This window comes from Ruegeria sp. BHSC223, from assembly GCF_059613025.1.
The window spans coordinates 73,687-88,358 of sequence record NZ_JBXWRR010000011.1; the positions used below are offsets into that span (position 1 = coordinate 73,687).

Here is a 14,672-nt window from a genome sequence, read left to right on the forward strand (position 1 = left end):
CTTGCGGGCATATGGGGTGCGGGCATTACCTTGCGTTGTGCAATCGGTTCTCTGTCCGCCCCCGCGCACGGGACTTGGCAATCGGGCGCCGACGCAGTACTCCTCTGTCCAGATAGACGTTTAACCCCTTGGATTTACAAGTCTCGGTCGAGAAGGAAGGCAGCGCGTGCGCCCCACGAACCGAAAAACCATTCCGCCGCTTGAAACCGTGTTGACGGGCGTTTCGCTGCTGGCCGGGCTCGAGACCGAGGTTCTGGCCGAATTCGCGGCCGATCTGGAGCTTGTCACCGTCTATACCGGCCAGACCGTCATGGAGCAGGGTGAAACCTCGACCGAAATGTACGTTGTGGTCCGCGGTCGTCTGGTCGGTCTTTTGTTGTCGCCCAATGGCAAGGAAGTCGCGTTTACCGAGATCACATCAGGTCGCTATTTCGGCGAATTGTCGGCTCTGGACGGGCGGCCGCGCTCTCTCACCATTTCTGCCGCCGAAACCACGATTCTGGCGCGGATGCCGGCGCAGCGGTTGCTTGACTGGATGGCGCGAGAGCCGCGGCTGGCGCATAACCTGGCCATCGACCTGGCCGAGCGCAACCGGACACTGACCGAACGGGTGTTTGGCCTGGTGGTGCACGACGTGGACAAGCGGGTGCGGGCGCTGCTGATCCAGCAGGCGCAGGCGGCACGGCAGCTCAAGCCGGGCGGCGTTCTAGAACCCAGCCCGACCCATGACGCGATTGCCAACTATATTGGCGCCACCCGCGAGGCGGTCAGCCGCGTGATGGCGCGGCTTGCCGCCGCCGGAGTGATCGAGACCGGGCGTCGGCGGCTCGAAATCGCGGATATCGAGCAACTGTTCGAAGGGCTATGACCTGCCCCAGCGCTCCTTGAGCCGCAGGCATTCGGGCAGCATCCAGCGCTCGCCCGAACGGATCGCGCGTTCCAGCGCCGCCAGATCGCCGCTTGGTCCGTCGCGCCGCGCGGTTTCCTCGGCCATGGCATGGATCACCCGAAAGGTGGGTTGCAGGAATTCGAACCCTTGCTCGCCTAGAACCTTGCTGCCATAGGCGAACTCGGCCTGGCCCTCGTCGACCCGTCCCGCGGCAATATCCCCGATGCCGGTCAGCATCCGGGCATAGACCAGCCAAAAGGCCAGTTGCCTGCTCTGGGCCAGCTGCTTCAATTCGCTGGCATGGTCGCGAAACGCCCCCCAGTCGCGGCGGATCGCCGCCGGAAAGGCGGCACCAAAGGTGAGCGTGTGACACAACGTGTGGGTCATCTCGGAGGCACGTGCCGAGGCCAGCGCCGCCGCCGTGGCGGCGCGGGTGTTCTCGGGGGTGCCGGTAAAGGCCTCGATCGCGGCAATGCAACACAGAACGGTGGCGTGATTGTCGGTGGCGCCGAACGGCCGCAACGGCTCGGCATGAAGGTCCGGGTCATAGGTGGCGAGGAACCGGTCCAGATATTGTCGCGCGTCGTCGAACTCCCCCCGGAACATGTGGCTCGACCCCAGCATCCGGTCCAGCACCAGCGCATGCAGGCCGGTCGGATCCGAGCGCGCGATATCGGCCAGCCCCACGGCAAATTCGTGGCCCGCGTCGATATCGCCCTGCACGCAGATGTCGATCCAGCGAAAGAACATGGTCGAGAACACCCGCTGGCTGCCACCAGTACGTTCGATCAGCGCATTGATCCGGCCCAGCACATCCTCGCCGGCGGCTCGGTATCCCTTGGCCCCGATCAGCGCCGGGAACAGCGCCAGCAGCGTGTCGGCCTCGAACTGATCGCTCCAGTCGCCCTCGCTGGTGCCGATCCGGGGCAGCAGCGCCAATGCCCGGCGGAACAGGGCCACCGCCTCGGCATCAGCCGATTGCGCGGCAGCGGCGCGCCCGGCCTCGGCCCACAGTTCTGCGGCAGGGCGCAACCGCCCGGCGCGCTCCAGCTGATCGGCCAGCAAGGTCGGTTCCACCGCCTGCCCCGCCGCGCGGCGCCGGTCCAGAGCTTCGGCTATGGCGGTGTGAATGCGCTCGCGATCGCGGGTCAGGATGATGTCATAGGCACAATCCTGAAGAAGCTGGTGCCGCAGGATGAGCCGGTTGTCGTGCTGGCTGTCGCGGGCAAGGTGAAGTTCCGCCAGCCCCGCCGCGATCAACTCGTCCAGCGCCTCTTCGATGGAGCCGGGACCGGGCCAGAGGTCGCGCAGCAGCGGCAAGGGCGCCTCGCGCCCTATGCTTGCCACCAGTCGCAGCAGGGGTCGGGCGCGGACCAGCCGCCTGATGCGGGCCTGAAGGCTTTGTTGCAGGCTGGAGGGCACAGACATGTCCGGCAGGCTGTCGGCAGCCACATCCTCGGGCCCGGCCAGCCGCGCGCGCATCTCCAGCGCCAGTTCCTCGGCAAAGACGGGAATACCCTCGGCCCTTGCCACCAGTGGCGCCACCAGCGCCTCGGCGCCCTTCACATCTCCAAGCACCTCGCGCACGATGCTGTTGGTATGCTCCGGTGACATCAGCCCCAGCGAGATCGGCACCGATCCGTCCACATGCATCAAGCGCGGGTCGGGCAGTGCGTTGCGGGCGCTGACAATCAGCATCAGGCCCGGCGGGCGGCGCGAGGCCAGTGTCAGCAGAACGTCTATGGTCGAGGGATCGGCCCATTGCAGATCGTCGATCCACAATACCTTGGGCCCGGATGCGGTTCTGCCGAAATGATCGGCCAAGAGGCCGATCACACGCGCCCGGCGCTGACGGCGCTCGGCCTGGGTGGCTCTGGGAACGGCCTCCAACTCGGCCCGCAGGGTCGCTGCGGCAGGCAGATCGGGATCGTGATCCAACAGCAGCCGGAAGGCGCCATAGGGTGTGTCGCGGCCTTGCTGGGGACAGTTGACATGGCGCACCGGCCGGTCCTCGCGCCGGAGACGGTCAAGGAACTCTCCCACCAACCGTGATTTTCCGATCCCGTGCTCACCGGCCACGGTGATCAGGTTGAACGCCCCCATCGCCACCGCATTCCAGCAGGCCGACAGCCGCGCCAGTTCCGCCCGGCGATTGACAAAGGGCACCCGGTCTGGACGCGCCAGCAGCGCCATGCCCAGATCGGGGGTCCGGCGTGCCTCGACCGCGTAGACCGGCGCGGGTTCGTCGATCCCCTTGAGCTGCCTGAGGCCGAGGAAATTCAACTCGAAATGATGCTTGATGAGTGCCGCTGTGGTGTCCGAGACCACCACACCGCCCGGTTGCGCCTCGGCCTGAAGCCGCGCGGCCAGATTGACCACCGCGCCATAGGCCCGACCGCCCCGCGCGTGCTGGCTGAGGTGCCGGTCGCCAATCACCACCGGCCCCGAGGCGACCCCGACCCGCACCTGCATCGGCCGCGCCCCCGGCACCGCGATGGCGCCGACGCGGCGGCAGGACTCGCAGGCCGCCATCACCCCGCGCAGCGCGGCATCCTCCAGCGCCTGCGGATAGCCGAAATAGATCAGCACCCCGTCGCCGTGATATTGCGCCACATGTCCGCCATAGCGATCCACCGCGCCGTCCACTGCACGGTAGAATTCACCGAGCAGATCGGTGAACCGTTCCTCGCCCAGGGAATGGGCAAGTTGGGTTGATCCGACCAGATCGCAGAACACCACGGTCAGATAGAGGCGTTCGCTCTGGTCCTCGACCGGGGCGGGAGGCACAACGGCGGCAGGCGCATCGCGCAGGTCGGCGATGCGTGCCAGGATCTTGCGCCTGTGCCCCAGAGAGGTCACCCCGAGATCCGTCAGATCCTGATCCGACAAATGCTCCAGCACCTCCAGGTCGATATCGGCCTGTTCGAACCGCTCGGCATAAACCTCCAGGCCGAGATCGGCCAGCCAGGAGGTGACAGAGCCGATGGTTCGGGACATGTCGGTCATTTCTCCGTTATCCAGTGATCGCCTTGATCGGTTCCTCGAAGCCATGGAAACCCGGCGGGAAACCCGGCCCCGGCGGATGCCATTCCAGCGGCTCGATGCTCTGCGGGAAGCGGAGCAGGTTGAGCGGGTCGTACTTGTGTTTGATCAAACGCAGCAGCCAATAGGTATCACCCCAGTATTCATCGGCAAAGCCGGGATTGTCCGGGCTGGGATAGTTCTGATAGCTCTGCCCGGTCCAATGCGGGGCAAAGGCCGCCTCCCACCCCGCGATGAACGCCAGCATGGTTTCCTTCTCCTGTTCCGTCAGCCAGAACACGTCAAAGAACAGGTCGCAATACACATCCCGGTGAAAAAAGGCGGTTTCGCTCTTCGGCATCCGGGCTATGGCGCCGCCATAGATCTCCATCGCGGCGATCGTATAGGGGCTGGGTGAGGTTCGGAAATAGTCCAGCAGCGTCTTCCAGCCTGCCGCGTCGATCGGCTTGGCGACATAGCGGCTGATCTTTGCCTCGGGCGGCGGCATCGGCGTCATGTCGGCGGGGAATTCCGGCACCTCGTAGGGCTCGCTCAGCAGGATGCGGTTCAGGTCGATATATTGCTGCGGATCATAAAGCGCCTGCAAGGTCGCGCCCGGCAGCGCCAGCACCGGGGCCAGCTTCTCCTGCAAATCCTCGCGGGTTCCGCGATACATGCCGCGCATCAGCAGCACCGGTTCCTTGGTCTGCCCCTCGGGTCCCTCAAAGGCCCAGATCATCTGATAACCCATGGTGTCGGGCGCACCGGTACGCATGAAGTTCTCTTGCAGCCAGGCCAGCGAGGTGGCGGCATCCTGAACGCCCGCATCGGTCTGCATCGACCAGCGCACCGAAAAGCCCGCGAAGGTCGAGCTGCGATAGAGCCGGTACTTGACCCCCAACAGCACGCCGAAATTGCTGCCGGTGCCGCCGCGCACCGCCCAGAACAGATCGGGGTTCACCTCGGCATTGGCATGCACGATGCGACCATCGCTCATCATCACGCGGATTTCCTCGACCTGGTCGCAGTTCATGCCGAAAATACGCGCGGTAAAGCCATATCCGCCACCCTGCATGTAGCCGCCCACGCAGACATCGGGGCAGGCGCCGCCGGGTGTGTGCAGATTATAGGGCAGAAGCTTGGCGTTGAACTTGCCGAATTTGGTGCCCGGTCCAACCCAGGCGCGCAGCGCCTCGGGGCTGACGCAGACATCGTTCATCCGGCTGACATCGATCAGGAACCCGTTCTGCGACGAGAAGCCCGCCGTGCTGTGCCCGCCCGAGCGCACCACGACCGCCATCGACAGCGCCCGCGCCACCCGCAGGCATTCGGCCACGTCGGTCTCGACCTCGCAATAGACGATGACCTGCGGATAGGCCGAGAACCGGGGGTTCGACAGCATCCGGTCGGTGTCGTATTCGGGATCGCCCGGCAGCACCACCGTGCCCAGAATTCTCTTTTGAAGCTCTTCTGCGTATTTCGGGGGAAGGCCTTGGAGAGCCTCGTTCTTGATCCGGTTATGGGTCCAGATTGCGGCTCTTTCGCGCAAACGTTGCGCACGACTATCATACCAAAGCACGGCTATGTCCTAAACAGAGAATACCTGCAGGCATGGTAGAAGAGCAAAGTTGTTTTTGGCAATCGCTTCTCGCGCTTAGGCCGTAAAATCTATTGCTCAAAAAGAATTGCAGCCTGCGTCACAGCCTGTCGCGCAGGCTGAACCACAGCATCGCCAGGATCAGCAGCGGCGTGCGCAGGGCCGGACCGCCCGGAAACGGGCGCCCGGGCACGCGTGCCATCAGGTCGAACCGTTCCGCCTGTCCGGCGATGGTTTCCGCCGCGATCTGACCCGCCAGCGTTGCCAGTGCCACGCCATGGCCGGAAAAGCCCGACAGGCTCAGCATATTGCCCGACAGCCGCTCGAAATGCGGCATCCGGTTCATGGTGATGCCCAGCGTGCCGCCCCAGGCATGGTCGATGCGCACATCCGCAAGCTGCGGAAAGATCTCCAGCATCGGCTTGCGCACCTTGGCGGCGATGTCGGACGGAAAGCGGTATCCATAGCTTTCGGTGCCACCGAACAGCAGCCGGTGATCATCGGAGAACCGGAAATAGTTGATCACGAACTTGCTGTCGGCCACCGCGTGGTTGTTGCGGATCAGCGCCTCTTGCCGTTCGGGCCCCAGCGGTTCGGTAGCGATGATATAGTTGTTGATCGGCATGACCCGCGCCGCCACGCGGTCGTCGAGCCGGCCCAGATAGCCGTTGCAGCCCAAGACCACATGCCGCGCGGAAATCTCACCCTGATCGGTGCGCAGATGGGCGGGATCGCCTTCGGTGAGCGCGGTTACCTTCGAACGCTCGAAGATGCGCGCGCCCGCGGCCACCGCCATCCGGGCCAGACCCAGCACCAGTTCCAGCGGGTCGATATGGCCCGCATCCTCGTAGATAGCGCCGCCGTGATAAGCGTCCGAGGCCACCAGGTGCCGCATCTCATCCCGGTCGAGCGCCCGGATCGCGGTATAGCCATAGTCCTCGCGCATATGGCGGACATGGTCGTGGCTGTGCCGGACAAAGCGTTCGCGATGATCGGCATGGATGATGCCGGGATGGAAATCGGCATGCACCAGATCCGAGGCGGCCAGCTCGCGCACCAGATCGACCGATTGCCGCGCCACCTGCCACAGGGCATGGGCATGCTCGCGGCCCAGCATCTTTTCCAGTTCTTCCTGCTCCAGCCGTTGACCCTGCCCCACCTGGCCGCCATTGCGGCCAGAGGCGCCGAAGCCCACGCGCTGCGCCTCGAGCAGGACCACGTCATAACCGCGCTGCGCCAGATGCAGCGCCGCCGAAAGGCCGGTGAACCCTCCGCCCACGACACAGACATCGCAGCTCAGCGCGCCCTTTGCCTGTGGGAACGGGTCGAGCTTCTTTGCCTGCGCGGCATAATATGACGGCGGGTATTCGCCGGGGCGGTCGTTTACGGTCAGCAGGTCCATCATCTCATCCCCTGTTTCGCCGCCTGCTATAGCAGCAAATTCAGAGGCCTGCCAGATATGATCAAATTTTTGATCCGCCGTTATCTCAACCCGCCATGCCGATCAGCGCCACCCCTGCCGCCATCAGCGCCGCCGCCCCCAGACGGCGTTTCCAGTTGCCTTCCCCCAGAAAGACAAAGCCGATCAGGGCGGCAAAGATGACCGAGGTTTCGCGCAGGGCCGAGACCGCACCAAGGGGGGCAAAGTTCTTGGCATACAGGACCAGCCCATAGGCCGCCATCGACACCAGCCCACCCAGGATGCCGGTGGCCCAGACCTTTGGCTTCAGCCCCGCCAGCGTGCTCCGTTTGCGGATCGCCACAAAACCCGCGATGAAGAGATGCAGGAACGCCCCCCAGGCCCAATAGGACAGGGTGTTCTGCGACAGTCGCACCCCGATCCCGTCCACCACGGAATAGGCCGAGATGCACAGGCCTGTGCCCACCGCAAACCCCAGCGCCGCGCGCCCGACCCCGTGGCGCAGCGCCGACCAGCTGCTCAGCTGGATACCGGCGGCGATGGTGGCAATGCCGACCCAGGCCTGCGCCGGCAGGGTTTCACCCAGCAAGAGCAGCGCCCAAAGCGCCACCAGCGCCGGTACGATTCCGCGCGCGATGGGATAGACCACGCTCAGATCGCCATGACGATAGGCCTGACCCAGCATGTAGTAATAGCCGAAATGGATCACCGTCGAGAGCAGGATATAGGGCAGGCTTTCGGGTGCGGGCAGCGGCAGCAGCGTGACCATGACCCCGCCCGCCAGCACATGGCCCGACGCGACAAGGCCCAGCATCGTGGTGCGGTCCGCCGCGCCTTTGACGATGGCGTTCCAGACCGCGTGCAACAGGGCCGCCGACAGGATGATGGCGACGATGCCCGCCGACATCTCAGTTCTCGTCCTGCGTGGCGGGCAGGGTCTCGATCAGGCGGGTCTCCAGCAGTTGACCGTTGGCATAAAGGATCGGATAGGCCACCGCCGAGACATGGCTGTTGAACTCGCGCAGGGCGCGCAGCGTTTCCAGATGGCAATCGCTGGTGTCGAAACTCTGCACCTCGCCATTCTGCAAGCGCCGGAAATGCCGCTTGCGGCTGCTGCGCTCGGCGCGTTTCAACTCGGTCTTTTCCAGGCTCAACAGGCGCGCGCTTTCCAGATCGTCCGAGATCAGCACGTTCGAGGCCAGTTTCATGTTGGCCAGAATGGTCTCGTGCATCTGCTGCAATTCGGACCAGCCCTCTTTCGAGAACTGGTTGCCGGTCTTGCGCAGATCGCCCGCCAGAACGCAAAGCCGCCCGGCCACCACGTCACCGGCGGTTTCCAGCCGCACCGCATATTCCAGCATGTCACGCGCGCTGCGCGCCGCGTCCTTGCCGATCTGATCGGCGGGCAGCGCGGCGACATAGCGGCGGATGCCCGACAGGCAGGCGTTTACTTCTTTATCCAGCGATTGCACCGCCTTGATCCGGGTCTTGTCGCCATCGCGATAGAGGCCCAGAACCGGGCGGAACATCGCCTCGACCAGATCGGCCATGCGCAGCAACTCTCGCTTCAGGCTCGACACCGCCTGTGCCGGGCTGCCGATATGGGCGGGGTCGAGGCTGGAGGCCGGGCGCGCCAGGGTGTCCGCATCGACCGGCTGCGCCGGGTCCGGCAACAGCCGGGCCAGCGGCGCGGCCAAGAGGGTGCAGAACGGCAGTGCCAGCACCAACAGCGAGGCGTTGAAGGCCAGATGCGCATAGACCAGCTCCTGCCCGCCATGCTCGCCGGCGCCCAGACCGTTGCGCAGTGCCAGATTGACCGCAAACAGGCACAACACCGCCCAGGTGCCGCGCAACGCCAGATTGGCAAAGGGAATGCGCCGGGCGGGCATCGTCATGCCGCGTGACAGCCAGACCGGGATGAAAGCGCTGCCGAAATTCGCCCCCAGCACCAGTGACAGGCCCGCGGCAAAGGGGATCGCGCCGATCTGAACCAGCGTCACGCACATCAGGATCGCCGCGACCGAGGAATGCATGACAAAGGCCAGCGCGCCGCCCACGATGAACGCGGTGACATAGTCGCGCGCCAGATAGTCGGCGATGGCGGGCAGAAAGGCACTGTCGCGGATCGGGTCCATCGCCTCGCGCAGGAACCGCAGCGAGATCAGGATAAAGGCGATGCCCATCAGGATGCGCCCGAACTGGCGCGCCTTGCGCTGCTCGGTCTTGACGAACAGCCAGCCGCCCACCGCCAAGAGCAGCGGCACCAGCCAGTCCAGCCGCCAGGACAGGATCTGGATCACCAGCGCCGAGCCCAGATCGCCGCCCAGCACGATCGCCAGCCCCTGACCGAACCCCATCAGCCCCGCCCCGGCAAAGCCAGAGGTCAACAAAGCCACCGCGGCCGAGCTTTGCAGCACGACCGCCATGACCAGTCCCACCGCCCCGGCCCGCAACACACCGCTATTGCCGGTCATCACCCTTTGGAACGACGAGCCATAGGCGCGCTCGATCCCGGTGCGCACCATCCGCACCGCAAACAGCAGCAGCATCGTCGCGCCCGCCAGGCTGATCAGAAAGGAAAAGATCGCCATGGCTCAGCCTTCGGGGCAGGTCGCGCTTGGGTGCAAGGGGTGGTTCAACGTGGCGGGCTCCTGTTCTTGTGTCCGAGTGGTCCCCCGCCGCTCTCGGAAAGATATCAGACTCAATAGGTCGGGGGCCAGAATTGGCCCAAGCTGCCTTTGTTTGCGCAAACGTGCAATGGGCAAACCCACAAAACCGGTATTTTCCGGGCAAAGACGGTCACGAAATGGCGATCAGAGCAGCGACAGCGCCAGCAACAACAGCACAAACCCGGTCAGGACTGTTCCGATGCCGCGCATCCAGGGCGGGCTTTCACCCAGTTCCAGATAGCGCGACAGGATCAGACGGGCCTTGACCAGCGCCAGGATCAACACGCCCGCGCCGATCAGTGCCTGCGGCACCGGCACCAGCGTCAGCAGGGCGCCCGCAAGGCTCAACCCCAGTAGCGCCAGCCAGGCGCGGCTCAATGGGTCGGAGAGGAACCTGCGCATCGGCTCACCCCGCCAGATAGACAACCGGGTAGAGCAGGACCCAGACCAGATCGACCATATGCCAGAACTGCGCGCCCGCCTCGATATTGCGGGGCGCGTCGCGCCAGGCCACCAGCAACAGGATCGCGACTCCGGCCAGAACATGCGCCGCGTGAAATCCGGTCAGCAGGTAATAGAACATGAAAAACGGATGGGTGTCATAGCTGATCCCCTGGGCCGCCTTGCCGGCATATTCCGCTCCCTTGATCACCAGGAACAGAGCCCCCAACCCCGCCGCAAGCAGCAGGGCCCACCGGGCCCGCGCGCGGCGGCCCGAGCGGCACCAGTGGAGCGCGCAAGCCGCGAGGTAGCCCGACGTGACCAGCACCACGGTGTTGAGCGCGGCCCCGGTGCGGTAAAGGTGATCCTGCGCTTCGGCAAAGCCCGCCGGATCGGTCAGGCGCACCGCCAGCAACGCCACCAAACCGGCACCGAACACCAAAAGTTCGGACAGGATCAGAACCCACATCATGAGTTCGCCCGGCAACTCGTCGATCAGGGATCGCTCGCTCATGCTCCGACCAGTTGCCGATAGATCTGCGGCAGGGCCAAAGTCAGCCGGTTGGGGTCGGGGATCACGGCAAAACCGCCCTGTCCGAACATGCGGGGGAACCAGCTTTTGCCGGATTTGTCGATGGTGACACCAAACACCGATTGCCCGGCGCGGCGCGCCTCGCGCACCGCCATGGCGGTATCCTCGATGCCGTGGCGGCCCTCGTAATGGTCCAGATCGTTGGGCTTGCCGTCAGTGATCACCAACAGCAGCCGCCGCTTGCGCCCCTGCCCGGCGAGATCGGCCGAGGCATGGCGGATCGCGGCGCCAAGCCGGGTGTAGAAACCGGGCCGCAGCGAGGCGATACGCGCCTCGACCTGGGTGCTCATCGCCTCGCCGAAGCCCTTGCAGCGCTGCACATAGACGCGTGCGCGTTTCAACGAGCTGAAGGCGTGGATGGCGAAATCGTCGCCGCAGGCATCCAGCCCCCAGGCCAGCGCCGCCAGCGCCTCGCGTTCGATGTCGATCACCGCACGGCCCGAGACCGCGCTTTCGGTCGAGCGCGAAACGTCGAGCAGGATCGACACCGCCAGATCGCGCGCCACCGGGCGCGACTGCATCCAGATGCGCTCGCTGCCCTCGCCATTGGCAAGCCGGTCCAGATGGCCGCGCACGGCGGCCTCGACATCCAGCTGGCCGCCGTCCAGATGGCCGCGCGTCATCATCCGGCCCGGGCGTAGCGCCTCGAACTGGCGCTTGACCGCGCGGATGCGGCGGGCGGTGGCCGGGTCGTGGGCAAAGGCCTCGGCGCCGTCCCGGATCTCGGCCTCCGACGTCAGCACATTGACATGGTCCGGCAGATAGGCGCCGGTGCGCACGTCCCATTCGGGATAGAGCACCCGGCCCGACAGCCGCTCGCGGTCCACATCCTCGGGCGCCAGATCCAGGTGCAGTTTCAGCCGTGTCGGTGGCGCCTTGGAAATCTGGCCCAGCCCGATCTCGTCCTGATCGTCGGCGGCCTTTTTCGCGTTGTCGGGGTCGTCGTCATCGACGCGGCGGTTGAGGTTCAGGAACTCGGCCCAGCTGAGGATCGCTTCGAACTTGTGCAGGATGAAGCTGTCATGGCGCGCGGCCATGTCGGATTTGCGGCGCCGGGCGCGATGGGTCTTTTCGCCCGAGTCCTCGGGCGGCCCCTCGGTATCGCGGCTTTCGGCCTCGTGATGCTCGGACAGGGCCACCGCGCGCAGCTCGGGCCAGAGCGGCACTGGGCGAAACGGTTGATAACCGCGTGGGACGGTGAGGGTCTCGTCCATCGCCTGAAACTGCGTTGCCCGCGCCGAAAGCGGTTGCGGGTCGCCCAGCATCTGGCGGATCAACTCTTCGACTGCTGCCTCGGCAGGAGGCAGATCCGGCAGGTCGCGCTGCTGCAACAGGCCTTTGCACAGTTCGGCGTAGAGGGGGCGCAGGCCGGGTGCGTCGGAAAGCGTTGCCGCCACCATCGCCTGTGCCGCTGACAGCGCCCCCAGATCGGCGCGCAGTGGGTCATCCTCGTCGACACGGGTGCCGGCATGGGCGGCGGCGGCGGCCAGCCAGACATACAGCGCCCCGTTGGCCGCGCGCATCGGAAACACCGCCAGCCGTTCGGGCAGGCGCAAAACCTCGCCGTCGAAACTGGCGCGCGGCAGCGCCTCGGCCTCGGTGCCCAGACGGCGGCGCCAGCTCAGCCGGTGGCGCGAGATCTCGGGCGAGACCGGGCGCAGCTCGACCCCGGCGTTGCCGCCAAGGCCCCGGAAAAGAACGGCCAGCCGTCCCGCGACCTCTGACAGGTCGACCGCGGCTCCTTCATGCACCAATGGTGCGTCGAGACGGCTGGCAAGGCTATGCCACAGTCTCCCGATTGTCTCCTCGGGTTCCCATGGCTCGAAGTCGATCTGAACCATCGCCGGCCTCACCCAAAGACGGCGGTGGTCAGATCGAGGAGCCCGCGTTTGATATCCTCGTCATCGGTCAGGGGTTCGACCATGGCGGCCAGGATGGCGCGTTCGGTCGGCATGCCTTGGGCGATCAGTGTCGCGGCATAGACCACGAGGCGGGTGGAGACCCCTTCCTCCAGATCCTGCCCCTTGAGGCCGCGCAGCTTGCCCGCCAACCGGATCAGCGGTTTGCACCGCTCCAGCGACAGGCCGCTTTCCTGCGACACCACACGCGCCTCCAACTCGGGCGCGGGAAAGTCGAATTCCAGCGACAGGAAGCGTTGCCGGGTTGAGGGTTTCAGGGTCTTGAGAATGTTCTGGTAGCCCGGGTTGTAGGACGCCACCAGCATGAAGCCGGGCGCGGCCTCCAGCTCTTCGCCGGTTCGGTCGATCGGCAGGATGCGGCGGTCGTCGGTCAGCGGGTGCAGCACAACGGTCACGTCCTTGCGGGCCTCGACCACCTCGTCGAGGTAACAGATCGCGCCCTCGCGCACCGCGCGGGTCAGTGGCCCGTCAACCCAGACCGTCTCGCCACCCTTGAGCAGGTAGCGCCCGATCAGGTCGGCGGCGGCCAGATCGTCATGACAGGCCACGGTATAAAGCGGGCGGCCGAATTTTGCCGCCATATGGGCCACAAACCGGGTCTTGCCGCAGCCCGTCGGCCCCTTCAGCAGAACCGGCAGATTGTTGTCATAAGCGGCGGTGAAGATATCGCATTCATCGCCCTGGGCGAGGTAGAAGGGGGCGTCTGCCGCCCCCGTTCCCATATGCTTCGATCCGTCCATCTGCATCACTCGGCCGGTGTTTCGACGGCGCCGCGCTCGATGATCTCGCGCCGCGGTACCCACATGGCATAGATGAACAGCAGTGCGCCGATCACCACCACCAGGCCCGAACCGAAACGCATCCAGTAGAAGATCGCGACCTGGTCCTGCACGTCCATGAAATACTCGCCCACGACCCGTTGCAGGTGCGTCTGGATGGTACCGGCGAAGGTCAGCACAAAGGTCATAAAGACCATGCCGCTGCTCATCAGCCAGAAGGACGCCATGTTCAGCACCTGATTATAGGGATCGCGATTGCGCAGGATCGGCATCGCATAGCTGAAGATCGCCAGGTTCAGCGCCACATAGGCCCCAAAGAACGCAAGGTGCCCGTGGGCGGCGGTGATCTGGGTGCCGTGGGTGTAATAGTTCACCCCGTGCAGCGTGTGCAGGAAACCCCAGACCCCGGCGCCAAAGAAGGCGAGCGTGGCACAGCCCAGCGACCACAGCAGAGCGGCCTTGTTGGGATGATCCCGGCGGCCTTTCCACACCATGACAAAGGCAAAGGCCATCATCGCGAAGAAGGGGATGACCTCGAGCGAGGAGAAGATCGAGCCGATCCACTGCCAATACCCCGGCGTCCCGATCCAGTAATAATGGTGACCGGTGCCGAGGATGCCTGAGAACAGCGCGGCGGCGACGATGACATACAGCCATTTCTCGACCACCTCACGGTCAACGCCGGTCAGTTTCAGCATCAGATAGGCCAGGATCGAGGCCATGATCAGCTCCCACACGCCTTCGACCCAGAGGTGCACGATGTACCACCAGTACTGCTTGTCCAGCGCCAGGTTCGACGGGTTGTAGAAGCTGAACAGGAACAGCAGTGCCAGACCCCAAAGGCCCAGAAGCAGGATGTTGGTGATCGCGGTCTTCTTGCCCTTCAGCACCGTCATCGAGACGTTGTAGAGAAAGATCAGCGCTGCCACGACGATGCCCGCCTTGACCCATTTGGGCTGTTCGATGAACTCGCGCCCCTCCTTGCCCAAAAGCCAGTGGCCCTCGAACAGGTTGAACACATAGGTCACCACCACGCCCAGCGTGCCCAGAACCAGGATCGCCAGCTGGATATAGGCCAGCTTGGTCGAGTGGATCTCGCGCTCGGCCTCCTCGGGGATCAGGAAATAGGCCGCCCCGAAGAAGCCGAGGATCAGCCAGACCACCAGCGAGTTGGTGTGCAACATCCGCACGATGTTGAACGGCAACAGCTCGCTCAGCGTGTTGGGGGCCACATAGATCCAGCCGGCGAGCAGACCGCCCAGCACCTGGATCGCAAACAGGCCCATCGCTACGGCAAAGTAGGCGAGGGCGATTTTCTGGGATTCGTATTTCATGTCTGTGCTCC

11 protein-coding genes are annotated in these 14,672 nt (G+C 65.0%); 1 reads left to right on the top strand and 10 read right to left on the bottom strand.

Annotation, left to right across the window (positions count from 1 at the left end):
* The first annotated feature begins 166 nt into the window (after positions 1 to 166).
* Entirely contained in the window at positions 167 to 868 is a 702-nt protein-coding gene (locus AC2FNY_RS15705) for a Crp/Fnr family transcriptional regulator (RefSeq protein WP_234177007.1), read from the top strand.
* Here AC2FNY_RS15705 and AC2FNY_RS15710 read toward each other — a convergent pair.
* The 10 genes from AC2FNY_RS15710 to AC2FNY_RS15755 all read right to left on the bottom strand — a co-directional run bounded on the left by AC2FNY_RS15710 (position 863) and on the right by AC2FNY_RS15755 (position 14,661).
* Positions 863 to 3,895: an adenylate/guanylate cyclase domain-containing protein gene (locus AC2FNY_RS15710; protein ID WP_496803034.1), complete on the bottom strand. Its 3,033-nt coding sequence runs from the start codon at positions 3,893 to 3,895 to the stop codon at positions 863 to 865. The two genes, AC2FNY_RS15705 and AC2FNY_RS15710, sit on opposite strands and share 6 nt — an antisense overlap.
* 7 nt (positions 3,896 to 3,902) lie before the next feature.
* Positions 3,903 to 5,489, bottom strand: coding sequence for an FAD-binding oxidoreductase (locus AC2FNY_RS15715; RefSeq protein WP_496803035.1), 1,587 nt, complete (start codon positions 5,487 to 5,489; stop codon positions 3,903 to 3,905).
* A gap of 118 nt (positions 5,490 to 5,607) precedes the next feature.
* The gene (locus tag AC2FNY_RS15720; RefSeq protein WP_496803057.1) at positions 5,608 to 6,909 is read right to left on the bottom strand and encodes an NAD(P)/FAD-dependent oxidoreductase; all 1,302 of its coding nucleotides are present in this window, start codon (positions 6,907 to 6,909) and stop codon (positions 5,608 to 5,610) included.
* Positions 6,910 to 6,994: 85 nt separating this feature from the next.
* Positions 6,995 to 7,834: an EamA family transporter gene (locus AC2FNY_RS15725; protein ID WP_496803036.1), complete on the bottom strand. Its 840-nt coding sequence runs from the start codon at positions 7,832 to 7,834 to the stop codon at positions 6,995 to 6,997.
* 1 nt (position 7,835) lies between these two features.
* Positions 7,836 to 9,518 carry a Na/Pi cotransporter family protein gene (locus AC2FNY_RS15730; protein ID WP_496803037.1) on the bottom strand — a complete coding sequence of 561 codons (1,683 nt, stop codon included), beginning with the start codon at positions 9,516 to 9,518 and terminating at the stop codon, positions 7,836 to 7,838.
* Between the two features lie 222 nt (positions 9,519 to 9,740).
* On the bottom strand, positions 9,741 to 9,998 hold the full coding sequence (locus tag AC2FNY_RS15735; RefSeq protein WP_496803038.1) for a cytochrome C oxidase subunit IV family protein: 258 nt from the start codon (positions 9,996 to 9,998) through the stop codon (positions 9,741 to 9,743).
* 4 nt (positions 9,999 to 10,002) lie between these two features.
* Positions 10,003 to 10,551 carry a cytochrome c oxidase subunit 3 gene (locus tag AC2FNY_RS15740; protein WP_496803039.1) on the bottom strand — a complete coding sequence of 183 codons (549 nt, stop codon included), beginning with the start codon at positions 10,549 to 10,551 and terminating at the stop codon, positions 10,003 to 10,005.
* Positions 10,548 to 12,470 carry a nitric oxide reductase activation protein NorD gene (locus tag AC2FNY_RS15745; protein ID WP_496803040.1) on the bottom strand — a complete coding sequence of 641 codons (1,923 nt, stop codon included), beginning with the start codon at positions 12,468 to 12,470 and terminating at the stop codon, positions 10,548 to 10,550. Before AC2FNY_RS15745 ends, AC2FNY_RS15740 begins: the two co-directional genes overlap by 4 nt.
* Before the next feature lie 8 nt (positions 12,471 to 12,478).
* On the bottom strand, positions 12,479 to 13,288 hold the full coding sequence (locus AC2FNY_RS15750) for a CbbQ/NirQ/NorQ/GpvN family protein (RefSeq protein WP_496803041.1): 810 nt from the start codon (positions 13,286 to 13,288) through the stop codon (positions 12,479 to 12,481).
* A gap of 5 nt (positions 13,289 to 13,293) precedes the next feature.
* Positions 13,294 to 14,661 carry a cbb3-type cytochrome c oxidase subunit I gene (locus tag AC2FNY_RS15755; RefSeq protein ID WP_496803042.1) on the bottom strand — a complete coding sequence of 456 codons (1,368 nt, stop codon included), beginning with the start codon at positions 14,659 to 14,661 and terminating at the stop codon, positions 13,294 to 13,296.
* Positions 14,662 to 14,672 lie beyond the last annotated feature (11 nt).

Coding starts and splice junctions, on each gene's coding strand:
- AC2FNY_RS15710 (WP_496803034.1), bottom strand. CDS start 3,895: ATGACCGACATGTCCCGAACCATCGGCTCTGTCACCTCCTGGCTGGCC.
- AC2FNY_RS15740 (WP_496803039.1), bottom strand. CDS start 10,551: ATGAGCGAGCGATCCCTGATCGACGAGTTGCCGGGCGAACTCATGATG.
- AC2FNY_RS15725 (WP_496803036.1), bottom strand. CDS start 7,834: ATGTCGGCGGGCATCGTCGCCATCATCCTGTCGGCGGCCCTGTTGCAC.
- AC2FNY_RS15730 (WP_496803037.1), bottom strand. CDS start 9,518: ATGGCGATCTTTTCCTTTCTGATCAGCCTGGCGGGCGCGACGATGCTG.
- AC2FNY_RS15720 (WP_496803057.1), bottom strand. CDS start 6,909: ATGGACCTGCTGACCGTAAACGACCGCCCCGGCGAATACCCGCCGTCA.
- AC2FNY_RS15755 (WP_496803042.1), bottom strand. CDS start 14,661: ATGAAATACGAATCCCAGAAAATCGCCCTCGCCTACTTTGCCGTAGCG.
- AC2FNY_RS15745 (WP_496803040.1), bottom strand. CDS start 12,470: ATGGTTCAGATCGACTTCGAGCCATGGGAACCCGAGGAGACAATCGGG.
- AC2FNY_RS15750 (WP_496803041.1), bottom strand. CDS start 13,288: ATGGACGGATCGAAGCATATGGGAACGGGGGCGGCAGACGCCCCCTTC.
- AC2FNY_RS15735 (WP_496803038.1), bottom strand. CDS start 9,998: ATGCGCAGGTTCCTCTCCGACCCATTGAGCCGCGCCTGGCTGGCGCTA.